A 22,348-nucleotide genomic window follows, 5' to 3' on the forward strand; every position below is an offset into this window, starting at 1 on the left:
GTCCTCCACATGGCCAAAAGCCATACATCAGGGAGGACCACTTCTCAGGGGGCAGACCAGTTTGGAGCGCCAGCCGCCAGTACCGGATGGATCGTGATCGGTTACGGCTCATGCTGATCGAGGGAGGATGGATCGAGGAGAAGGTCGATCTGCCGTTCAACTGGATGATCTTCGACGCCATCGCGTCCGAGCAGTTCCTGCAGGACGCCAAGGCCTGCATGAACTACCAGCAGGCGCTCAAGTACCTGAACGCTCCAAAATCGCACGAGCCCATACTCGTGGCGTCAGGTCTTCTAAAGCCCTGGATGCCATCGGGAGCCAGCGGTCTCAAGGACCATGCCATTCTCGCCCGCGACCTGGACGCCTTTCTCAAGCGCCTGATGGAACGCGCTGACGAGCGCTACAGCGCCGATCCATCGTTCATGAACATCAGTTCCGCCCAGAAAAGGGTGTTCTGCGGCGCCGGGGCCATTCTGCGTCTCATTCTTGACGGGAAGCTCGAGCGGATCGGCAAGCGCATCGGCATACACGGTTAAAACTCCGTACTTGTCGATCCACGAGAGGTCGAGAAGCTGGTCCTGACGAAAAATCGCGACGCCCTGTCGACCAAGGAAGCTGCCGAATTGCTCGGGGTGTCGCAGGACGGTGTTCTCGCGCTTATCGACAAGGGCGTTTTGCCGGCGGTCGATGGTCGTCATCCGAAAACGAATCGGCCGATGAAGATCGTGTCGCGGTTGGCAGTCACCGAATTTTCCGCGGCTTACGTTTCGCTTTCAGAAGGAGCCAGGTCGTCGGGAACGAGCATTTATGCGTTTCAGCGGGAACAGACTCGGCGTGGCATCGTACCTGCGTTCAATACGGGCGTCGTTCTCTATCGGCGCGTCGACCTGACGGCTGTCACCCCCTAGACCAGATTTCACACGGCCAAACTCACTCCACAAATGGCCCCGCTCCGGCGGGGCCATTTTCGTATGGGCGTCGCGGTTCAATCTGCCGCGAAACGAATGGCGGCAGGCGCCGACACGAAATAGGGCTAATCTGAGCGAGCGTGGAGCATCATCGGTGCAAACCGTTCATTCTCTCGGCTTTGCTATTTTTGCTGAGCGAGGTTGGATGGTTTTTCAAGACGAAACACCCGGCGCGGTCGTGATCTGGCACAACCCCGCCTGCGGAACCTCGCGCGCCGTTCTCGCGGCGATCCGGACAGCGGGGATCGAGCCGGCGGTCGTCGAGTATCTGACGACCCCGCCTGCGAGAGCCGACCTCGTCGAGGCGATCGCGGCCGCCGGGCTCACGCCCCGCAGCGCCGCCCGCGCGAAGGAAAAACTCTTCGCGGAGCTCGGCCTTAGCGAAGCGTCCGACGAGCAGATCCTCGACGCGATGATCCGGCATCCCGTGCTGATCAACCGCCCGTTCGTCTTCGCCCCGCGCGGCGTCCGGCTCTGCCGGCCGGCCGAAACCGTGCAGGACGTTCTCTAGGAGCGACGGGACCCGGCCCCTATCCCGCGAGCGCCGCCAGGATGGCGTCGAGGCCGTCGGTCAGCGCCGCCGGCCCCGGCTGCAGGATCAGCGGCGACTTGATCTCGTGGATCCGGCCAGCCTTCACGGCGGGGATCGCATCCCAGCCGGGACGGGCGGCGATCCTGTCGGCCACGACCTTCTTGCCGCACCATGAGGCGAGGATGACGTCGGGCGCGGCGGCCGCCACCCGCTCGGGCGCGACCACGCGGTCCCTGGCGGCGGCGCAGGCGGCGAGTTCGGGAAAGACGTCGTCTCCGCCTGCGACCGCCACGAGCTCCGACACCCAGCCGATGCCGCTGATGAGCGGGCCGTCCCACTCCTCGAAATAGACCCTCGGCCGCCGCCCGCTCCCCGCGGCGGCGCGGACCCGCGCCAGCCTCGCCTCGAGCGTCTCCGCAAGCTCGGCCGCCGTCTCGCCCGCCCCCACAAGCGCGCCGACGCACCGGATCATGGCGAGGATGCCGGCGACGTCGCGGTGGTTGAAGACGTGGACCGCGACGCCTTCGCGGACGAGATCGGCGACGATGCCGGCCTGAAGGTCCGAGAAGGCGAGCACGAGATCAGGCTTGAGCGCCAGGATCTTCGGGATGTCGGCGGAGGTGAAGGCCGAGACCCGCGGCTTCTCGCGCCGCACCCGCGGCGGACGGACGGCGTAGCCCGACACGCCGACGATGCGGTCCTCCTCGCCGAGGAGGTAGAGCGTCTCCACCGTCTCCTCGGTGAGGCAGACGATCCGTTCGGGCGGGAAGCGGCGCATCGCAGGCGTCTCCGGAACAGGCGTCAGGGCAAGGCGAGGACGAGGCCGCCGAGCGCGCAAGCGGCGAGCGTCGGGATCATGCCGACGCCGAACCGCAGCATCGCGACCATCGCGGCGCCGGCGAGCAGCGCGGCGCGCCAGTCGAGCGAGGCGAGGACCGGGAGGTCCGGCCCGAAGCCAAGCGACGTCTGCTCGCGAAACAGCACGTGAAGCGCGAACCAGAGACCGAGATTGGCCACGACCCCGACGACCGCCGCGGTCACGGCCGAGAGCGCTGCGCTCAGCGCCGCGTTGGAGCGCAGCGCCTCGACATAAGGCCCGCCGAGGAAGATCCACAGGAAGCAGGGCGCGAACGTCACCCAGGTGACGAGCAGCGATCCGAGCGCGCCGGCGACGAGCGGGTCGAGCCCGCCGGGCGCGCGATAGGCCGCGAGGAAGCCGACGAACTGCGTCACCATGATCAGCGGGCCGGGCGTCGTCTCGGCGAGGCCGAGCCCGTCGACCATCTCGCCCGGCCGCATCCAGCCGAACGTGTCGACGGCGGCCTGCGCCACATAGGCGAGGACGGCGTAGGCGCCGCCGAACGTCACCATCGCCATCGAGGAGAAGAACGCGCCGAGTTCGCTCCAGACGCTGGACGAGCCCGTCAACGCGAACAGGACTCCGACGGGCGCGAGCCAGACCGGCGTCCAGATCGCGAGCGTTTTCAGCGCCCGCGCGCCGCTCGGGCGCAGGTGATCGAGCTCGCCGCGCGCGAACATGGCGTCGACCACGCCAATATGGCGCGGCGCGCCCGACGCGCCGTGGCCGCCCGCCCGGAACAGCTCGGGCCGGCGCTTCGCGCCGAGCCAGCCGAAGAGCGCGGCCCCGAGAACGATGACCGGAAACGGAACCTTGAAAACGAAGATGAGCACGAAGGCCGCGGCCGCGATCGCGACCATCACGCGGTTCTTGAGCGCCCGGCGGCCGATGCGGATCACCGCCTCGAGCACCACGGCGAGCACCGCGGCCTTCACGCCGAAGAACACGGCGTCGACGACGGGCGCGTCGCGCCACAGCACATAGAGGACGCTCAGCCCGAACATCACGAGCGCGCCCGGAAGCACGAACAGCAGGCCGGCGATCAGGCCGCCGAGCGTGCGGTGCATCAGCCAGCCGACATAGGTGGCGAGCTGCTGCGCCTCGGGCCCCGGCAGCAGCATGCAGTAGTTGAGCGCGTGCAGGAACCGCTCCTCGCCGATCCAGCGGCGCTCCTCGACGAGCTCCTTGTGCATGAGCGCGATCTGGCCCGCAGGACCGCCGAAGCTCAGGCAGCCGATGCGCGCCCAGACGCCCAGAGCCTCGCGCAGCGAGGGGACGGCGGGCGGCGGAAGCGCGTCGCCCGGATCGGCGGATGACGGCGGGGGCGAAGCGGCGGCGGTCGCAGGCATAGGCGTCCATCCCCTTGAGAGGACTCTGGACGCGATCCTTGGGCCGGCTTTGGGCCTTAGCCTGACGGGGCGGTCGCGAGGAGCCCCGAGGCCGGGACAATTCCCGAGCCGACGGCGCCCGTCAATGCGCGTTTTGGTCAGCCGGCCGGCGGCCCCGGTCAGCCGGCGGTCTGGCGCGAGAGCCGGCGCATCATCGCCTGCAGGGCGCGCGGGTCGGCGTAGCCGACGCCCGCCGCCACCTCCCGCGCCTCCTCGCCGCGCGCCTGCCGCGCCATCGCGGCGAAGAGTCGAAGCCGCGCCCGCCAGTCGCCGAAGCTGAGCCCGGTCTCCTCCCGGAAGCGCCGCGTCAGCGTGCGGCGGCTCATGCCGATCTCGACCGCCCAGTCGTCGAGGCCGGCGGCCGCGGCGGGGTCGTCCACCAGCGCCTCGCAAAGCCGGCGGAGCCGCGCGTCGGCCGGCATCGGCGCGACATAGGACGTCTCGGGCGCGCGCGCGATCTCGTCGAGGATAAGCGCGGCGAGATGCCCGCCGCGAGCGCCCTCGTCATAGACCACCGGCTCCTCGGCGAGCGCCGCGAGGCTCGCCTCCAGCAGCGCCGAGACCTTGAGCACCCGGCACCGCGCCGGCCATTCGGGAACGACGTCGGCCGCAAGATACGCGCTGCGCATTGCGACCGGCCCATGCATCGCCACCTCATGCTCGACGCCCGGCGGAATGAGCAGCGCATGTCCTTCCGGCACCACCCAGGCGCCGTGCGCCGCGGCCGCCGTCATCAGCCCGGAGGCGGCGTACAGCAGCTGCGCGCGCTTGTGGCTGTGCGCGCCGGTGCGCGATCCCTGCGCGAACGCCTTGTCCATCACGGCGACGGGCCGCGGCACGTCCTGGTAGTCGGCGGCGGTGACGGAGCGCATCGGCGCGACCTCGCTTTGGCCCGATCGGCGCCGATTTCGGCCTGACGCCGCGCGCGGGTCAAGGCTATGGAGGAGCGAAACTTCGCGAGGACGCCCGATGGCCCCGAACGACCTGTCGCGCCGCACCATCCGCTTCGTCAACGTGGCGCACGCCGCCGACCATTTCGTGCTGCTAATCTATCCGACCGCCGTCATCGCGATCGGCCCTGATCTCGGCCTCGACTACGGCGCGCTGATCGGGCTTTCGACCGGCGCCTTCCTCGCCTTCGGCCTGTTCTCGCTGCCGATGGGCTGGCTTTCCGAGAAGTTCGGCCGTCGCAACCTGCTGGCGACGTTCTTCCTCGGCTGCGGCGCCTCGCTGATCGCGCTCTCTTTCGCGACCACGGCGCTCGCCTTCGGCGCGCTGCTGTTCGTGCTCGGCGTGTTTTCCGCGATCTACCACCCGATCGGCTCGGCCATGCTCGTCAGCCACACCGACCAGCTCGGCCGCGACCTCGGCCGCAACGGCGTCTGGGGCAATCTCGGCGCGGGCCTCGCCTCGGGCGTCACGGCGCTCATCGCCGCGTGGCTCGGCTGGCGGGCGGCGTTCGCGGCGCCCGGCCTCGTCTGCCTCGCGGCGGGCGTCGCCTTCCTCGCGATGGTGCCGCATGACGGCGAGGACCGCTCTGCGGCCCGCGCCCCGCAGACCGCGCCGGGCGCCGGCCGTCCCGCGCTTCTGCTCGCGCTTTTCGCCGCCATCATCATCGCCGGCGGCATGACGTTCAACGTCACCACCATCTCGCTGCCGAAGGCGCTGGACGAACGGCTCGGCTTCGACCTGCCGCTCGCGCTGCTCGGCTCCCTCGCCACCGCCGTGTTCGTGTTCGGCGCGCTGACGCAGCTCACCGTCGGCCGCCTGCTCGATACCAAGCCCCTCCCCCTGATCTTCCTCGGGCTTGCGAGCGTGCAGGCCTGCGGGCTCGCGATCGCGGCGCTGAGCGTCGGCGTCCCGCTCGTGGCAGGCCTCGCGATGGCGATGGCGGGCATCTACGGGCAGGTGGTCGTGAACGACGCCATGGTGGCGCGCTACGTGCCCGCCCATGTGCGCGCCAAGGCCTACAGCGTGCGCTATTTCCTGGGCTTCACCGCGAGCGGCTTCGCCGCGCCCTTCATCGCCTGGACCCACGGGATCGGCGGCTTTCCGGCGACGCTCGCCGCCGCCGCCGCGATCGCGGCCGTCATCCTCGCCTGCGCGGCCGCCTTCTATGGCGTCGCGCGGGCGGCCCCTGCGCCGCTGCCGGCCGAGTGAGCCTTCAGGCCCCGCCGCGGCCTTTCAGCTCCGCCACTTCGGCGCGGAGCTGCTTCAGCTCCTGCATGAGATCGTCCATCGAGACCGGCGGGCGTCCCGTGCGCTCGGCGATCTCGAGGTCGTGCTCGGCCTGCATGGCGTTCACCACCACGCCGATGAACAGGTTGAACACCGTGAACGAGCTCACGAGGATGAAGGTGATAAAGAAGATCCACGCGTAAGGATGGGTCTCCATCGCGGGCTTCACGATCTCGCCCGACCAGCCGTCGAGCGTGACGAGCTGGAACAGCGTGAACAGCGAGATGCCGAGCGTGCCGAACTTTTCCGGCATGTCCGCGCCGTAGAGATGGGTCGCCATCACGGCGAAGACGTAGAGCACGAGCATCAAGAGCACGACGATCGAGCCCATGCCCGGCAGCGCGCCGACGAGCGCGCCGACGACGCGCTTGAGCGAAGGCGCGAGCGTGATGAGGCGGAACACGCGCAGCACCCGCAGCGCGCGCAGCACCTGCAGGGGGCCGGTCGCCGGCAGCAGCGAGATCGCCACGATCGCGAAGTCGAACACCGACCAGGGATCGCGGAAGAACGAGAGCCGGCGCACCGCGAGCCGCGCGACGATCTCGACGACGAACACCGCGAGAATCGCCTGGTCGAGCAGATGCAGCGGGCCGCCGTACCGCGCCATGATCGAGGGGCTGGTCTCGAGCCCGAGCGTGATGGCGTTGACGACCACCAGGACCAGGATGACGCGCTCGGTCAGCGGATGGCCGACGATGCGGGCGAGGACGGACATCGGCGGCTCTCGGAGACGTTCGCGGGGGATTCGGGGCAAGGCGGCGCGCGGTTTCGCGGCGTCTATGTCCGGGCGCGGGCCCGGCGCGTCAAGGCGCGATGGCGCGAGCCCGGGCCGCTTCGGCCGCATCTGCGAAAACGGTCGGGCCCGATCCCGTTTACCGCTTGTGCGGCGCGTCGCTCCCGGTGTAAGGGAAGCGCCTTCCAAACGACCTCATCTTCTTTGCGGAGAGGTGCCAGAGTGGTCGATTGGGACGGTCTCGAAAACCGTTGTGCGGGCAACCGTACCGTGGGTTCGAATCCCACCCTCTCCGCCAATGCCGCTTCTAAGGCATTGATTTATCTTATCTTTTTTTGTCGGCGCGATGGCGGCCCAATCAGAGGCCCCAACGTTGCTCGAAGAGGTCTCTCCCATGCGGGCGCTCTGTGTCGCCTTGGTTACGGGGGCTGTGCCTTTTGGCTTAACGGCGATCAGGTAGACGACCGCCAACCGAGGGCTTAAGCCTTCGGTACCTCATGGGCTTTTGCGAAGGGCCGCCGCGTACCAATGCCTCAAACCGTAAGCTTTCCAATCTTTCAGACATTAAGGGTCACCGATTACGCATTGTATCGGCCGAACGAGGCCGACGCTTTTGTCTGGAATTTTCGCGATGGTCCGAACGCGCTAATTGGCGTGAATGGTCTCGGAAAGTCGACATTGGTCGCCCTCATTTTTCGCATGCTGACGGGCCCTTGGGATTTAAATCGACGAGCTCTCGAGGGGGAATTAGGGCAGCCCGACGTGGCGCCCGTTATGATCGCAGACCGCCGCCTATTCGCGAGGCGCGTGTCTGATCAAGCGCGATCGGCTAAGGCGGAGTTATCACTACGCTTAGGTTCTCACAAACTTGTTATAACTCGTAGATTGGACGATCTCGCACTCGTATCGTTTTGTGTCGATGACAAGCAGTTGCCGATTGGCAATGACGATCGGGACATCTATCAACCCACGATCGCCGAACTTATGAGCACAGGAAGCTTTTTCGATGTGCTTATAGTTTTGAGATTCCTTGTTTTTGTTTTCGAAGACAGGCGCTCTCTAGTTTGGGACGAAAGCGCTCAGCGTCAGATATTTCGCGCCACACTATCGACCACGCCGGCCGAAGCGCAACGTACGTTGTCGCTGCAGAGGATTATCGTCGAGGCGGACAGTTCTGCGCGAAATACGCGAGTCCAAGTTAATAAGGCACGCCATGCTCTCGATGAAGCCGTTCGCACACTGCAGTCGCGCGATGAAAATCAGGCTGCTTTATATGTTTCAGAACAAACAACTTTAGCGACATCTGACCGCCGCGACGAGCTACGCCGAATGCTGGAAGCCTGTGAAGACGAACAGCTTCAAGAGCGTCGCTCCAGGATGCGAGCCGAACATGAACGCGATCAGCTTTTGAACGAACTCGACGGAGCCAAACTTCGTCTAATTACTCAACTATTCGCGGACATTCCGCCAGTCGCGAAATTGGCGCTTGGACGGATTGTTGAACAAACGAAATGCGCATGCTGTGGCCAAGACGCGCCGCAGCTCGCTGAAAAAATTCAGAACGCTATAACTCACAATTCTTGTCCATACTGTGAACAGCCGATCCCGTCACCTACAGCGACAAATAATATTGAGCATATCGATCGTTCTCGAATCGATATCATTACGAAAAATTACAAAGTCGCTGCCGAACAGGCAGAAGCAAGCGCAAATCGTCTGTCAGAAATTGAGTTAGACATTCAAGCGAATATCAGAGAACTGCAACTTGCAGAGCGTGAGCTCAATTCTATTTTATCGAAACAACTTGCGCTTCGCAGAAATTTGGCACTTGAATCTGACGACGTCACACGTCGACGCATTGCGGTAGAGACCCTCAGTGAGCTTATGAATGAAGCGTTGGATAAGCAGCGTTTTGCCGAACAGGACCTTCGTTCTTTGGTTGAGACCCTAGAAGAGACAGTTCGAGATCAACAAGACGCTATCGCTAATCTTTTTGCAAAATTCTCAAATGCATTCATGCGCGAAACTTGCCACCTCACTTACATTGGGCAGGACGAACGCATTGGTCAAGAAGGTGCTCGGTTTCGCTTTCCATCTTTTCAAGTTGCGCTGTCTGGCGGAGCCGTCGCTGGTGAAACTTTGCGCAGCGCTCCTGAAGCTGTTTCACTCTCTCAAAGAGAGTATATTGACATCGCATTCCGAATGTCGGTGTTAAATATACTATCTGAAAGCGCCGGAGCTTGTCTTATCGTCGATACACCGGAAGCTGGCCTTGATTTCTTATTTGCCGAACGCGCGGGAGAACAATTCCGATTGTTTGCCCCTGAAAACGGAAGTGCAAATCGCGTAGTCGTAACTTCCAATCTTGTAAATGATAATCTTTTAAATTCACTTCTCGCAGGTGTTCCTAAAGGTAACGCTCGCAAAGAGCGGATTATGAACCTAGTACAATACGCTGCGCCAACAGCTGCAGTTACTATGGATGCTGATCGCTATCAGTCTTTTATCAAAAAGATTATTGACGGTCAGGACCAAGAAGTCGATGGAACCGATGCGCACCGCTAGAGGATCAAATCGGAAATCTATAGATCGATCTCCGGAGCGCGTTCAATTGCGCGTTCTCCAAATGCTCGACGGCATCGAGCATGCCGGGTTCGCGCCAGTTGGATTTAGGACTGTCCATGGGTTTGCCTATCTGGGCAATTTACTTGCACCGCTATGGGATGTTGATCCACTTGACGGGAAGATACTAAAGAAAGGATATCCATATTATCCTGAGGTGCGGCAGGCCTTAGATACTCTAATATTTAATGGGCTCGTCGATCTAACGAAGCTCGAGGCCAAGTGCATTAACTCGGAATGGGTGGCTGAGGGTGAGATCGGGCTCAATTATAAAGCTGCTCGTCCGCTATTAGATAAGTTGGACGTCTTCTCCGACGAAAAAGCGGTTAGAGACTTTTTGAAGGCGCTAGCTTTTTCGGTTTCTCCATTTGCCGATGAGCTACCGCACATAGTGATGTCTGACGTGACATGGACAGATAATCGCACGGGCCGTGGAGACGTAATCGATTTTGCGGAGTACCGGAACGCCAATTACTCGCTGAATGTAGCTAACGCCTTCGATCGGGCGCTTCCTACATCAATGATACCTAGCCGAGGTGAAAAGCTTCAGTTTTATATCCATTTGCTTGAGAAGCGAGCATCGGTGTTGCGTTCATGAAGTCGGCAAATTCGCTTGATTTAGGAAATTCTTCAATAGAAGAAATGCGTCGTGTGGCGCTTGAAAGTTATGGGGAACAGCCGGACTCTTCGATCGACCCAGTTGATCAGTTTTACACGCGCGTTGTACGCGTCACACGCAATCGCCTTTCAACAGAAAACTCGATTTCTATTGAGGTTGCGAATGGTGACTTTGCCGTGTTTGTCCTAACCTCCGAGTTGAGGGAGGATCGCAAGAGGTTGAGCGCTGATCGCGTTGCAAATGTCGAGAAAGGACCTCAGTTAGCGGGCCACCTTTGGTTGGTGCCTTCGACTCTTCATTCTGCCGGAAGGCGAGCGTTTTCGGGCACTACGCTTGGCGACGCCATGGACGAAATCGAGTCGCTCGGGCTGGGCAATCAACCCGCCATAGCGATTGAGTTTTCAAAGCGGACAATCTCTTTCTACCCAACGGGAGTTGAGGCTGAAGAATCGGTTGTTCGGCTTGAGGTGGGAGAGGAAGACTTAGAGTCCACCCCTGTATTGAATTTATTAGAACGGTTTGCAGAAAAGTTTGTTGTCACTCCTAATTGTCAAGAGTCTCAGATAAGGACTTGGCTTGACGGGACAAACTACATTCCTGTGAAAGCGGCCGAAAAAAATATCCAGGAGCTGTTGTGGCTCTTCTTGAGCTCTCGACTCATTGACAATCATAAAATAGAGATGGAGCACACATTACGAAGTGGCCGTGTTGATATAGTTATTCGGAAAAGAATGGCTGCTGGGCTATGGAAAACCAGCGCAGCGGTTGAACTGAAAGTGGTCCGTTCGTTCTCTTCAACAGGGCGGCCTACGCCCGCCGCAGCTTTAGTTAAACATATAGCCCGGGGGTACAAGCAAATTCGCGAATATCGTAAAGAACTCGAGGCTACAGAGGGGTGGCTGGTCACCTACGATATGCGCAAAATCGATGCACGAGGAAACGATCTCTATTCGCCGCATTCGGCCGCGGCTGTGGCTGACGAATTAAATTTACATCTGGAAGCGCTGTATGGCACTGCGGATGATTATAGAGACAGTTGTGCTGCTTAGTTGCTAAGCACGATAAGCGTTTCTCGAAGCTCGGGTCTCCCACCTTGTTGAGGTGCGGCTCGCATAGAGCGGAAAGGATCACTTCTCAATTTGGTAAGCCCAACCGAACGAGATAGTTCGAGAAGGATTTCTCCGACAGGTACATCGATGCCGGCGTATCGGCTATCGCCAACAATAAGCCATTGCCGTCCACTAGAGCTTCCATTGCGCGCAATATCGCTTACAATTCCGATCATTTCTGCAAAATAACTACCGATCATTGCAGGAATATTTTTATTCCACAACGTCGGCGCAACTTTTTCGAGTCGCTCCAACGTTAAATCGAGGCTGCTTGATCCACGTGGCGCAGGTTTATACAAGCGACTGAGCTGAACGTGAGACGAAAGTGTTGCAGATCGGAGAGCGCGATTTTCGTCTGAATTTGTTAAATAACCTAGCATCCATAATTCGATGTTATATACGTCTGTATAATCGAAAGAGTTTGGGTAAGGTGGAGAGTATATTGCAACATCAAAACCGTCGATGCGCTTAACAAGTTCTCGAGCATCCCCCCGATAGAGATCGTACTGCGAGGAGCGTTGCCCGGAATACATCGCAATGTCTTTGGCTGCTTTTGCAACCGCTTCAATAAACGAAATCCGGAGTTGGGCGGCGGTACCCGAACGAGTTTCGCACCCTTTTCGATAGCGTCGCCCCTTGCCGCTAATTACTGCGTTCGAGTTGTCAACGATCACTGCTCCCAGAAGCACACGGAAAAGACGCTGCATGCGATCGTCAATGATGACCGGCAGCGCGTCCAACAGTGATGCGGCCTCCTGTGCCATTTCTCTTCCGAGAATCCAGCGGCCCTTGTCGCCGGGTTCAATAAGCGTTTTGGGCGCGCCTTGGAAGAAAACGGCCAAATCACTCCGCTGGCGGTCAGCGGTGTTTAGCAAGCGCGCTAACTCGCCGGCAATTTCAACCGGCTCAGGCGCATTGAGTTTTGCCTCGATCAAATCAGCGAGGTAAGGATTGATCTCGATCGTTGAGGCATCGAGCCACAAAAACTGAGCCGCTAGCGCCGTTGTTCCCGATCCGCCAAACGGATCAAAAATGCGGTGCACCTTGGCTGGATGTTCCGCAACAGCCATAGCGATTAACTCAGGCGCGAACGCCTCCTTAAATTTTCGCCATCCCTGAAAAGGGAGCTGTGCTGAGCCCGCATTCGTGCCCAAGGTGGCTAACGGGCGTCGGCCAGTCCACCGATCGAAATGCCCGCTAGAGGGCTTCAGACGAGCAAAATCGTTTGGCTGCAAATGACCCATTGTTCAATAGTAGATTTGTTTGTATTTTCAGTTCGTTAACGATGAACTAGTTAAGGGGTCAATCACGACGAACGCCTTCGCAGCGGCGGTCCTAGCCGGTGCGTGCTTCCGAATCGTCGGGAAAGCTACGTTATTTCGCGGCGAAGTTGGTGACGTTTCCGCTACTAAGTTTGACATCCGACGATAGGTCACTCGCCGAAGGGGTTGCGCGGCTGACGGTCCACGTTCGCCTTATCTCATTAGTTGGACATTCCCGAGATATTCACCTCGAGTTGGCTCTGACAAGCTCGGCGGATATATCCATAGGCTGTCGGTCCCCCGCATCAATCGCTTGGCGCATTTAAGGATGTATGGGCCAACCCGCTCCGGTGTGCGGTTTATTTTGACTACATGGACGTTCCGCAAAAATCGGGTGCCGTAGAAAAAATCTCGCTCGCGCGTTGCGAGAGAAGTAAGCAGATCACCTTTATTTCGACTTCGTTTTGAAAGCGTGCATATGGCGTGCATATGTACGCCGTCATTAACCTCCCAGCCTCGGATGTCAGTTTTTGTGCATTTCGCCACGGGCCAGTCTGGGCCACCGAGCAGAATAGGTCGAAATGGAATTGAGCTAAGTGCGCGAGGGTATCTGACTGACCTTGTCAAAAGGTGGCCATAGAACGAACTGACATCTGCCGTCATGCATTCTAGAACAATTTCCTCGGACCCAGATATCGGTTTAAATAGAAAAGTTACAAAATATGCCTCCCAGCCGGGGCGGCTAATAAGTTCTTCAATCCATTTCGACCAATGCATTATAATGTCGCTGTGCAAAGTACCGACTCCTAATGTCGTATCTGCACATCCTTTACTAAATTAGCTGGAAGAGTGTGTGTGTCATAGCGCGTGTCGAACTGTTTCATCGTCGGCTCTATGCAATAGTCGTACTTCAGGCATCTTAGTGGGCACGCTTGCCCGTGAAGTTCCTCTGACTGGATTTCCATGATCGAAGGGAAGCGCAGCTTCGACGGAAATTAGTTGTCGACCGGAATGGACCTCGGTTGATGTCGTCGCGGCATTGAGCAGCAACCTCTCAGTTTACCACTTTTCTCAAAAAGTGAGTAAGAGCGGATGATAATTGTATATGAGATTGATTGTCTATTCGATCATTATCTTTGGAGTTGGCGCGCGCTTTATTGAAGCTGAAAAGAACGCAGTCATCCAAATTTGGAAGTCATCTATCTCAACGAACGTATTAGAAATCCCGCGAGTTGTAGCAACCTTTCTCTCGCGATGACTCCTAAGCGAGATTGACATTATTAGACTCAACCCACGTTTGTACGGCTCCATTTTGTGGACGCGATCCTGACGGCTTGGCCCAAATAAGCGACGTCGGACGATTTCGCTCTTTGGAACTTCCAACAAGGGATGGGAATGAAAATCGCCAATAAGGGACCATGGAGCTGACGCGGATTTGGCCAGCCGGCGCATGAGGTCAACAGAGGTAGGCGTCCATTCGATAAAACCATCGCCGCGGTTGACAGCCGAAATTGGTGTCATTCTTTGAACTTCAATTATCTCCGTTTTGCCGTTGCGTGATCTATTTCCCCACAGCAGTCCCCCAACTTCCAGTCCCGTTTCGGAAAAAGTTAACGATGGTGGCACCGCATGTGTGCCATTTAATCTAATTGGGCTTCTCGAGAGATATGCGCTTAGATGTGCGAAGCTATCAGCATTCAGAGTGGGAGAAACGACGGCCGCCTCTGCAGTTGCCAGAAGGCAGTCGATAAACGCCGATTTATTGACTCGTACCTGTATTCGCTTCGAACACTTCTGCAGTGATGCCATAGACCATCCTTCTCACGTATAGGAGAGATCGAGACCAAATTCTGGGATTGGGTAAAGGCGCTTCGTAGGAAGCATGGCGCTTTCTCTATGGAGAAAAAGCAATGTCAGATCGAAGCAGACGCCTTTACGATATGAAAGAGTTGGTCGAGATAACGGGGCTCAGTAAGTCGTATCTATTTCAGTTAGCCAAAGACGGCATACTGGATCGCATCTATTTTGGACGTAGGGCAAAATACACTGCTGATAGCGTCCTTCGTTTCATCGAGCTGGGTTTTCCCGCCAAAGCAAAAGCCAAAAAGGGCCGCCCCACAAAGGAGCGGCCCGCATCTGAACCGGTTACATCTGAAGAGGGCGGCCAGCCGCTCGTCTAACTATGCGGCAGCGTTCAACGATAGACGTCGCTTTTTCGATCTCTGCGCGAGGGCCTCTAGAGGAGCGCAGTATTCAGCCCACGCCTTCATCATGGGACGGCGTTCGTTGATAAGCTGAGTTCGAAGATAGGCGGCGGTCGTCGAGTTGCGGACGGTGTGAGCGAGCGCTGTCTCGGCCATATGGAAATCTACGCCGTTTTCGGCCGCCCAATCTCGAAACGAGCTACGGAAACCATGAACGGTCGCATCGACCTTCAGCCTACGCATAACCATCGTTAGCGACATTCCTGACAGTGGCCGCTCTGGCTTATCGCCGGGAAACACAAACTCGCTTTTCCGAAGCTTCTCCATTTTTCGGAGAATCGCGCAGGCCTGCTCGGATAGCGGGACTGAGTGCTCGCGGCCGGCTTTCATCCGCGCCGCGGGCACTGTCCATGTTTTCGCGCCAAGATCGATCTCATCCCATTTTGCGCCTATTGCCTCACCGCTCCGAGCAGCGGTCAAAATGAGATACTTGAGACAAATTGCGCTGACTGAATCGAGCATTTCGAGCCGGGCGTAAAAGCTCGGTATTTCGTCTTTTGCCAGAGCCTTGTGATTTCCGCGCGTGAGTTTTTTGGGAATTGGGAGAAGGTGTTTCAGGCTCTCTCGATATCGAGCCGGATTTTCGCTGCTACGAAATTTTCGCTGATGCGCGGAGTCCAAAACGTTTTCAATTCGCCCTCTTAAGCGTTGAGCCGTTTCGGGTTTTTTAAGCCAAATTGGCTGAAGCACGGATAGCACGTGCTCGACGGTAATTTGGTCCACGGGGATATCGCGAATTGCGCCGCAATAGACGCTCAGCGTCATTTGCCACTGCGCAGCGCTTTTCGGATTGCGCCACGAGGGCGTTTTCGACTCGATGAACGTGTCGGCGACCTCGCCAAACGTCGGCATTTTTGCCGCGGGCTTTCGCGCCTCTTTGGGATCGAGCCCGCGATCTAGGTAGCCCCGCAGTTCCGCCGCCTTCTCCCGCGCGCGCTTCAAATCGATTGTGGTCGCGCTTCCAAGCCCCAGTTCCTTCAATTTCCCAGTGCCGCTTATTCCAGCGGGCTTCCAGCGGTAGAGGAAAACCCATCGCCGTCGCGAGCGGTCTGCCGAAATCGATAGGTAGAGATATCCGCCGTCGCCATACCGACGTGGACGAGGTGTATCGCTGCTATCGCTACAGCTGAGGAGCGACTTCACCCTTTGCGCGTTAAGCTTGTTCAGTTTCCGCATCATCGCATGCCTCAGGCACAGCTCGGCCCCAACGCCGGCCCAAACAATGGCTGACGATTTCGGCGGAGCTCAGTGGAGTTGATGATGAGAATATACGCCGGAAACCGTTCATTTTCCAGCAGATTTGTGCAGCCCCAAGGAGCCCGGTAGAGCTGGTTTAGGGGGACACCCTCTCCGCCACCGCCACGCTCAAATCGTTGGCTTATCTGGACCACTCTGAGTCCAGGTAGCGCCTCCGATGCGGGGCCCAATGGCGTGTCGCGTCGATCGCGTCTGTCAGAACAAGCCGTTCTCTGCCCATGTCCCGATCGCGGGCGATCCGACGTTCCGCGACGGCTCGTCCGACGCGACGCTCGACAAGCTGCTGGAGCGGAAGCGGTCCCGTCTCGCGACATGCTCATGCCGACGGTCGCCGACGACGAGGTCAGAGCGTTTTCGAGACCTCGCTCGCCCCGCGAGAGCAGCGCCACATCCGTCGCCCCGGCGGGAGCGCCCGGCGCGACGGGCCGAGACTGGCGTGCGATAGTCGGTCGGTTCAGTCAGCGCTGCCGAACGGCCCATGCCGCCGCGCCCGCAGGCGTGCGGAAATCCTCGAAGGCGCGGGCCGCGACGCGGGGGAAGCTTTCTTCGATCATCCGCGTGAGCGCCCGGCCGGGGCCGATCTCGAGCACGGCGGTGGCGCCGTACTCGAACACGGATTCGAGGCATCGCATCCAGTCGAGCCGCTCGTGAAGCTGGCGGGAAAGCAGATCGGCGGCCGCGGCCTTGTCGCGGACGACGCGACCGTCGAGGCCCGAAAGCGTCGGCGCCGCCGGCGCGCGCCATGGCGAGGCCGCGATCGCCGCGGCGAAGCGCGGGGCGGCGGCTGCGAGCCAGCGTGTGTGCGACGCGACCCGGACGCCAAGCCGCCGGACATGGCGCGCGCGCCGCGCGGCCTCGGCCTCGTAGAGGTCGAGCGCGTCGAGCGGCCCGCCGACCACGACATGGTCGGGGCCGTTGACGATCGCCACGGCGACGCCGGCGGCCGCCGCCAGCGTCTCGGCCTCGGCGAGCCTAAGGCCGATCGTCGCCAGCATGCCCTGGGGCGCGCCCGCGCAGGCGGCGTCCATCGCCCGGCCGCGCTCGGCCACGAGATCGAGCGTCGCGATCGCGTCGAGCGCCCCCGAGCAGCCATGTGCGGCGATCTCGCCGGCGCTGTACCCGGCGAAGACGACGGCTTCGACGCCCTGCGCCGCCAGCACGGCGTGCGCCGCCAATGCGTGGCCCACGACGAGAAGCTGGGCCGTCCGGTTCTCCGCGAGCGCGTCGGCCCCGGCCGTGAGCGGGCCCTGGGCGACGGCGAAACCCGTCAGTTCCGAAAGCTTGCGCAGCGCCGGCTCGGCCGCCGCTTCCGTCGCCACGGACGCGAACATGTCCGCGTGCTGGCCGCCCTGTCCCGAGCAGAGGATCGCTAGCGGCAAGCGCCTGGCTCCGGGCCGCTCTCCAGCGCCGCGAGGAACATCGTCGCGGCGAGGAGATCGGCCGCGCCGCCCGGGCTCATGCGTTCAGCCACAAAGATCCGGTGGATCCCGATCGCGCGATCGCGTCCTCCCGGCGCCGCGATCCCGCCTCGCGCGAGAAAGTCGAGCGCGAGGCGCTGGGCGCGGCCGAGCGCCTCCGCGCCGCCGCGATAGAGCAGGTTGTTGTCCTCGAGCGTCGCGATGATGGCGAAGACGGCGTCGATCATGGCGTCGTTCAGCGAGGCGCCGGCGGCGCGGGCGGCCCTGAACGCCGGCAGCGCGCAGCCTGTGACGGTCGGAAAGCCGGCTGCGGCCTCCTCCCGCGCGCCGGGCGCCTTGTGGCGCGCGCGCACGATCGCGCCGTGGCTGGGCTCGCGCGCGGCGGCGCCCGCCGCCAATATGTCCGGCCCCCAGCGCATCGCGACGGTCCGGCAGATCGTCTCCGCATTCGAGCATCGCGCCCGTCCCGCCGCCGCCGCGATGAGGCCGAGCGAAAACACAGCGCCGCGATGGGTGTTGACGCCTCGGGTCTCGGCGAACATGCGCGCCTCGGCGCGCCGGCCGGCGACGTTCAGAACGGCGAAATCGGCGTCCGCGGCTCCCGCTTCGGCCATCTCGCCGAAATAGCCTCTCAGCGCCGCGATGCTTGCGCGAAACGTCGAGGCGTCCATGTCGTCATGCGCGCCGGTGTCGACGAGACTGACGAGGCCGGGCTTCGGATAGCAGGCCAATTCCTGCTCCAGCGCGGCTGTCGCCAGATCATCGATCCGCCGGGCCTTTGCAGGCGCGAGGGTTCGCCCGCAAAGCGCGAGCGCCGTCACGAGGAGGCTCCCGCCCTGACCTTCGCCGCGATGCGCGCCGCCACCGTTCGCCCGCCGCGGCTCTCGCCAAGCGATCGCCGCATGTCGGCCCCGTCGAGCGGGCGCGAAAGCGCCTCGCGGAACCGCGCCTTGAGGTCGCCGTCCCAGACGCCTTCGAGGCCGCCGACCCGGATGAAGTTCTCGACGCCCGGCCCGAGCACCGGATTGGCGGCGGAGAGCTCTTCCAGGCGCTCCAGCGGGATCTTGGTGACGCGCGCCATCGCGGCCGGGGCCATGACGCGCACTTCCGAGCCCGGCAGCGCGAAGCACAGGTCGGTCGACAGCCCCGTGGCCATGAAGCCGCCGGAGACCGCAAGATCGTGCACCAGCCCGATCACGCGATGGCCGCGGCGGCGCGCGGCGTCGAGGCAGCGGGTGAGATGGGCGATGCAGCCATTGTTGGCCATCAGCTCGTCGCGGCGGCTCAGGCGATGGCCGGCGTTGTCCACGATCACGAGGATCGGGCGGCCCGGCTCGTCGCGCATGGCGTCGAGCACCGCGCGGGCGAGCTTCAGCGCGACGTCGGCCCCGATGACGGCGCGATCGGCGGTGCCCACCACGGTAACGGTCCGGCCGTCGAAGCGGGCGACGCCCGTCAGCGTTCCGCCGTCGCGGACGACGCCGTGGCCATCGCCGAAAAGGTCCGCGAGAACCCGCTCGATGGCACCGCTCATGGCCGTCCTCCGGAAAGCGCGTCCACCAGCCCGTTGAAGCCCGCGGCGTCGAGAGCCGGCACCGAGGCCGGATCGTTGACCCCGAGCCGCGCCCAGACGTCGCGGCCGTCGGCGCAGTCCCAGAAGCGCTCGAGCCGGCGCGAGAGCATCTCGTGCTCGGCCTCGAGCGCGTCGAGATCGAGCGGGCGCGGCCGGCCGACGAAGCCGAGGATCGCGGTCCGGAACGCTTCGACGTCGTCGGCCACCAGCGCGTCGATCTCGCCGATCAGCCTCCGGTGCTTGGCCCCCATCGTGCGCCAGACGAGCGCGCGGTCCTGCGCGTCGAACTCCTCGATGCCCTCGACGGTCTCGATCACCTCGGGCCCCGAAATCGAGAGCCGCCCCTCCTCGCTCGCCACGATCCAGTCGCAGGAGCGCGCGACGATCGACATGCCGCCGTAGCAGCCGTTCTTGCCGCCGATCGCGACGATCACGGGCACGCCGGCGTGCCGGGCCGAGAGCGCCGCCCTCTGGATTTCGCCCATGGCCACGAGCCCGGCGTTCGCCTCATGCAGACGCACGCCGCCGGTGTCGAGCAGAAGGATCGCCGCGTCCGGCTTCACGTCGAGCGCGCGCTCCAGGAGACCGGTGATCTTCGCGCCGTGGACCTCGCCCACAGCGCCGCCCATGAAGCCGCCTTCCTGCGCGGCGACCAGCACGGGGCGGCCGTCGATCGTCCCCTCGCCCACCACCACGCCGTCGTCGAAGGCGACCGGCATGCCGAGAGCCGGCAGATGGGGCGAGACGATGCGGGCCGCCGGTCCGCAGAACTCGCGGAACGAGCCGGCGTCGAGCAATCCGTCGATCCGCTTGCGCGCGGTCGCCTCGTAGAAGCTGTGGCGCGCGACCCTCATGCCTGAGCATCCTTGATCTCGGCCGCGGCCTGGTCGAGGCGGAGGCTCACCACCGCAGGCGTCGCGCCGCCGTCATTGATCGACACGCGCACGTCAGACAGGCCGTGGCGGGCGAAGAAGTCGGCCAGAACCTGCCGCCATGTCTCGCCGAAGCCCCGCACCGAGGTGTCCACGACCGCGGCGCAGCGTCCGCCGAGGTCGGCGGCTTCGATCAGGACCTCGAGATTGCCGGAGCCGACGACGCCCGCCAGCGCTAAGGCGCGGGCAGGCTTCTCACCGGTTCCGTCATAGTCGAATTCGAGATGCTCCATCGGGCTTACCAGTTCCGGAAACGGGAGGGCGGGTCGTAGAGGCCGCCGGACCAGGCCACGAGATCCTTGATCGAGCGGGCGGCGAGCAGGTCGCGGGTCGCGAAGCGCTTGTCGACGCCGAGGTCATCGGCGTATTGCACCGCGCCCTTTTCGCGCAGCCGCGCCACCATCTCGCGGTCGCGCTTCATCCCGACCGGCGTATAGCCCGCGACGCCGCGGATCGCCTGCTCGCGCTCCTCCATCGTGTCGCAGAGCAGGAGATTGGCGATGCCTTCCTCGGTCACGAGATGGGTCAGGTCGTCGCCATAGACCATCACGGGCGGCAGCGGCATGTCGAAGGTCTTCTGCAGCTCCCAGGCGTCGAGCCGCTCCACGAAGGTGGGCGACATGCCGTCGCCGAAAGTCTCGACGATCTGGACCACGAGCTTTCGCCCGCGAGGCATCTCGCCGGAAAGCCGCTGCTCTCGGCCGGCCTTGAGCCACGCCTCGCTGCCGTGGCGGCGGGCGCGCGATTCCGAGCCGAAATTCGGCGCGCCGCCGAAACCGGTGATGCGCGAGAGCGTCGCGGTGGAGGAGTTGCCCTCGAGGTCGATCTGCAGCGTCGATCCGATGAAGAGATCGGAATAGTGGCCGGCGAGCTGACAGAAGATGCGGTTCGAGCGCATCGTGCCGTCGCGGCCGGTGAAGAACACGTCGGAGCGCGCCGCCGTATAGGCCTCCATGCCGAGTTCCGAGCCCGCGCAGTGGATCGACTCCACGAAGCCGCTCTCGATCGCCGGGATCAGCGTCGGGCACGGATTGACCGACATGTACTGGCAGATCTTGCCCTTGAGGCCGAGATCCTGCGCGTAGGTCGGCAGGATCAGCTCGATCGCCGCGGTGTCGAAGCCGATGCCGTGGTTGAGCCGGGTGACGCCGTATTTCTCGTAGATCCCGCGGATGACCATCATGGCCATCAGCACCTGCACCTCGGTGATGACGGCGGGGTCGCGGGTGAAGATCGGCTCGATGTAATGGGGCTTCGGGGCCTCGACGACGAAACTCACCCAGTCGCCCGGCACGTCGACGCGCGGAACCTTGTCGACGAGCCGGTTCACCTGCGCGATCAGCACGCCGGACTTGAAGGCCGTGGCCTCCACGATCGCGGGCGTGTCCTCGGTGTTGGGGCCGGTATAGAGGTTGCCGTCGGCGTCCGCGGCGTCGGCCGCCACGAAGCTCACATGCGGGGTGAGGTCGCAGAAATAGCGGCTGTAGAGCTCGAGATAGGTGTGGATCGCCCCGACCTCGATTTTGCCCTCGCCGACGAGCCGCGCCATGCGCAACCCCTGCGGGCCGGCGTAGCAGAAGTCGAGGCGGCGAGCGGTGCCGCGCTCGAACACGTCGAGATGCGGCGGCAGCGCGATGTTGGACTGGACGATGTGGAGGTCGCGGATCGCGTCCGTCGAGGTCTTCGCAAGCGAAGACGCGAGGAAATCCGCGTGCTTCTGGTTGTTGCCCTCGATGCAGACGCGGTCGCCGGGCTCGATCACCGCTTCGAGGAAGCTGACGATCTCATCCCGCCGCACGGTCTTGCCGTCCGCGAAGGCCGCGCCGCGCTCGATGCGGGCGCGGTAGCTGCGTTCGAGCGTGTCCCAGACGCGTGCGGTTTTGGCTGTTTCGAGCATCGCGGGCCTCCTTATTCGGCCGCCCCGAGAGCCGGCTTGCCCTGCCCCCGCGAGCGCGCCCACCCGACGAGGTCTGAGAGTGGTCCCCAGAAGAGGAGGATGGCGGAGAGGACGACGAGCGTGGTGACGAGGCCGTTGGCCCAGAACACGTTGAGGCTTCCGCCCGAACCGAGCAGCGCCTGGCGGAAGGCGTCTTCGGCGCGGTCGCCGAGCACCAGCGCCAGCACCATCGGCGCGAGCGGGAAGCCGAGCTTCTTGAACACGTAGCCCACGACCCCGAACAGCAGCATCAGCCAGATGTCGAAGATCGAGTTGCCGACCGTGTAGGCCCCGATCGCGCACACGACCAAGATGATCGGAGCCACGATCGCGAACGGGATCCGCATGATCGCGGCGAACAGCGGCACGGTCGCGAGCACGATCAGAAGGCCGGCGACATTGCCGAGATACATGCTCGCGATCAGGCCCCAGACGAAGTCCTTCTGCTCGACGAACAGCATCGGTCCGGGCTGCAGGCCCCAGATCATCAGCCCGCCGAGCAGCACGGCCGCCGTCGCCGACCCCGGGATGCCGAGGGCGAGCATCGGAAGGAGGGCGGCGGTGCCGGCGGCGTGCGCTGCGGTCTCCGGCGCCAGCACGCCCTCGATCTCGCCCTTGCCGAAATTGTCGCCGCGCTT

The 22,348-nt window shown here is 62.4% G+C and carries 21 protein-coding genes and 1 tRNA gene; 9 read left to right on the forward strand and 13 right to left on the reverse strand.

The window, feature by feature from the left end:
• The 3 genes from ACFOWB_RS19715 to arsC all read left to right on the forward strand — a co-directional run.
• Positions 1–536, forward strand: a 536-nt coding sequence (locus ACFOWB_RS19715; RefSeq protein WP_378148906.1) for a hypothetical protein, incomplete at its 5' end; no start/stop codon positions are given.
• Positions 537–599: 63 nt separating this feature from the next.
• On the forward strand, positions 600–908 hold the full coding sequence (locus ACFOWB_RS19720) for a helix-turn-helix domain-containing protein (RefSeq protein ID WP_378148916.1): 309 nt from the start codon (positions 600–602) through the stop codon (positions 906–908).
• A gap of 205 nt (positions 909–1,113) precedes the next feature.
• A complete protein-coding gene (arsC, locus tag ACFOWB_RS19725) occupies positions 1,114–1,479 on the forward strand; it encodes an arsenate reductase (glutaredoxin) (RefSeq protein WP_261404378.1) in 366 nt (121 codons plus the stop codon).
• 19 nt (positions 1,480–1,498) lie between these two features.
• Here arsC and ACFOWB_RS19730 read toward each other — a convergent pair whose 3' ends face one another.
• The 3 genes from ACFOWB_RS19730 to ACFOWB_RS19740 all read right to left on the reverse strand — a co-directional run bounded on the left by ACFOWB_RS19730 (position 1,499) and on the right by ACFOWB_RS19740 (position 4,619).
• Complete coding sequence (locus ACFOWB_RS19730; protein ID WP_261404379.1) at positions 1,499–2,278, reverse strand: cobalamin-binding protein; 780 nt, start codon at positions 2,276–2,278, stop codon at positions 1,499–1,501.
• Positions 2,279–2,301: 23 nt separating this feature from the next.
• Positions 2,302–3,708, reverse strand: a complete 1,407-nt coding sequence (chrA, locus tag ACFOWB_RS19735) for a chromate efflux transporter (RefSeq protein ID WP_378148907.1) — start codon at positions 3,706–3,708, stop codon at positions 2,302–2,304.
• A 158-nt stretch (positions 3,709–3,866) separates the two neighbouring features.
• Positions 3,867–4,619, reverse strand: coding sequence for an AraC family transcriptional regulator (locus tag ACFOWB_RS19740; RefSeq protein ID WP_261404380.1), 753 nt, complete (start codon positions 4,617–4,619; stop codon positions 3,867–3,869).
• 97 nt (positions 4,620–4,716) lie between these two features.
• Here ACFOWB_RS19740 and ACFOWB_RS19745 point away from each other — a divergent pair, with 97 nt between their 5' ends.
• Positions 4,717–5,907, forward strand: a complete 1,191-nt coding sequence (locus ACFOWB_RS19745) for an MFS transporter (protein WP_261404381.1) — start codon at positions 4,717–4,719, stop codon at positions 5,905–5,907.
• A gap of 4 nt (positions 5,908–5,911) precedes the next feature.
• Here the strand turns inward: ACFOWB_RS19745 and ACFOWB_RS19750 are convergent, their stop codons facing one another.
• On the reverse strand, positions 5,912–6,700 hold the full coding sequence (locus ACFOWB_RS19750) for an ion transporter (RefSeq protein WP_261404382.1): 789 nt from the start codon (positions 6,698–6,700) through the stop codon (positions 5,912–5,914).
• A 226-nt stretch (positions 6,701–6,926) separates the two neighbouring features.
• Here ACFOWB_RS19750 and ACFOWB_RS19755 point away from each other — a divergent pair.
• The 4 genes from ACFOWB_RS19755 (at position 6,927) to ACFOWB_RS19770 (ending at position 11,008) form a co-directional block, all read left to right on the forward strand.
• Positions 6,927–7,016 (forward strand) — tRNA-Ser (locus ACFOWB_RS19755).
• Between the two features lie 587 nt (positions 7,017–7,603).
• Entirely contained in the window at positions 7,604–9,283 is a 1,680-nt protein-coding gene (locus tag ACFOWB_RS19760; RefSeq protein ID WP_378148908.1) for a hypothetical protein, read from the forward strand.
• A 61-nt stretch (positions 9,284–9,344) separates the two neighbouring features.
• Entirely contained in the window at positions 9,345–9,938 is a 594-nt protein-coding gene (locus tag ACFOWB_RS19765; protein WP_261404385.1) for a hypothetical protein, read from the forward strand.
• Positions 9,935–11,008: a hypothetical protein gene (locus tag ACFOWB_RS19770; RefSeq protein WP_378148909.1), complete on the forward strand. Its 1,074-nt coding sequence runs from the start codon at positions 9,935–9,937 to the stop codon at positions 11,006–11,008. Before ACFOWB_RS19765 ends, ACFOWB_RS19770 begins: the two co-directional genes overlap by 4 nt.
• Here the strand turns inward: ACFOWB_RS19770 and ACFOWB_RS19775 are convergent.
• Positions 11,005–12,138 (reverse strand): hypothetical protein, encoded by a 1,134-nt coding sequence (locus ACFOWB_RS19775; protein WP_378148910.1) that lies wholly within the window; start codon positions 12,136–12,138, stop codon positions 11,005–11,007. The genes ACFOWB_RS19770 and ACFOWB_RS19775 overlap by 4 nt on opposite strands.
• A gap of 2,102 nt (positions 12,139–14,240) precedes the next feature.
• Between ACFOWB_RS19775 and ACFOWB_RS19780 the strand changes: the two genes are divergently transcribed.
• The gene (locus ACFOWB_RS19780) at positions 14,241–14,510 is read left to right on the forward strand and encodes a helix-turn-helix transcriptional regulator (RefSeq protein WP_378148911.1); all 270 of its coding nucleotides are present in this window, start codon (positions 14,241–14,243) and stop codon (positions 14,508–14,510) included.
• Here the strand turns inward: ACFOWB_RS19780 and ACFOWB_RS19785 are convergent, their stop codons facing one another.
• The 8 genes from ACFOWB_RS19785 to ACFOWB_RS19820 form a co-directional block, all read right to left on the reverse strand.
• Positions 14,511–15,773: a tyrosine-type recombinase/integrase gene (locus ACFOWB_RS19785; protein WP_378148912.1), complete on the reverse strand. Its 1,263-nt coding sequence runs from the start codon at positions 15,771–15,773 to the stop codon at positions 14,511–14,513.
• 536 nt (positions 15,774–16,309) lie between these two features.
• Positions 16,310–17,230 carry an acyltransferase domain-containing protein gene (locus ACFOWB_RS19790; RefSeq protein ID WP_261404388.1) on the reverse strand — a complete coding sequence of 307 codons (921 nt, stop codon included), beginning with the start codon at positions 17,228–17,230 and terminating at the stop codon, positions 16,310–16,312.
• Positions 17,221–18,090, reverse strand: coding sequence for a triphosphoribosyl-dephospho-CoA synthase (locus tag ACFOWB_RS19795; protein ID WP_378148913.1), 870 nt, complete (start codon positions 18,088–18,090; stop codon positions 17,221–17,223). Before ACFOWB_RS19795 ends, ACFOWB_RS19790 begins: the two co-directional genes overlap by 10 nt.
• Positions 18,087–18,803, reverse strand: a complete 717-nt coding sequence (locus tag ACFOWB_RS19800) for a biotin-independent malonate decarboxylase subunit gamma (RefSeq protein WP_261404389.1) — start codon at positions 18,801–18,803, stop codon at positions 18,087–18,089. Before ACFOWB_RS19800 ends, ACFOWB_RS19795 begins: the two co-directional genes overlap by 4 nt.
• Positions 18,800–19,696 (reverse strand): biotin-independent malonate decarboxylase subunit beta, encoded by an 897-nt coding sequence (locus ACFOWB_RS19805; RefSeq protein WP_261404390.1) that lies wholly within the window; start codon positions 19,694–19,696, stop codon positions 18,800–18,802. The genes ACFOWB_RS19800 and ACFOWB_RS19805 overlap by 4 nt, the downstream gene beginning before the upstream one ends.
• Positions 19,693–20,007 carry a malonate decarboxylase acyl carrier protein gene (gene mdcC / locus ACFOWB_RS19810; RefSeq protein WP_261404391.1) on the reverse strand — a complete coding sequence of 105 codons (315 nt, stop codon included), beginning with the start codon at positions 20,005–20,007 and terminating at the stop codon, positions 19,693–19,695. Before mdcC ends, ACFOWB_RS19805 begins: the two co-directional genes overlap by 4 nt.
• A gap of 5 nt (positions 20,008–20,012) precedes the next feature.
• A complete protein-coding gene (gene mdcA / locus ACFOWB_RS19815) occupies positions 20,013–21,671 on the reverse strand; it encodes a malonate decarboxylase subunit alpha (protein WP_378148914.1) in 1,659 nt (552 codons plus the stop codon).
• An 11-nt stretch (positions 21,672–21,682) separates the two neighbouring features.
• A partial coding sequence (locus ACFOWB_RS19820; protein WP_378148915.1) for a tripartite tricarboxylate transporter permease occupies positions 21,683–22,348 on the reverse strand: 666 nt, incomplete at its 5' end.

The organism is Chenggangzhangella methanolivorans, from assembly GCF_042648545.1.
In the GTDB taxonomy this organism is placed as follows: Bacteria; Pseudomonadota; Alphaproteobacteria; order Rhizobiales; family Methylopilaceae; genus Methylopila; species Methylopila methanolivorans.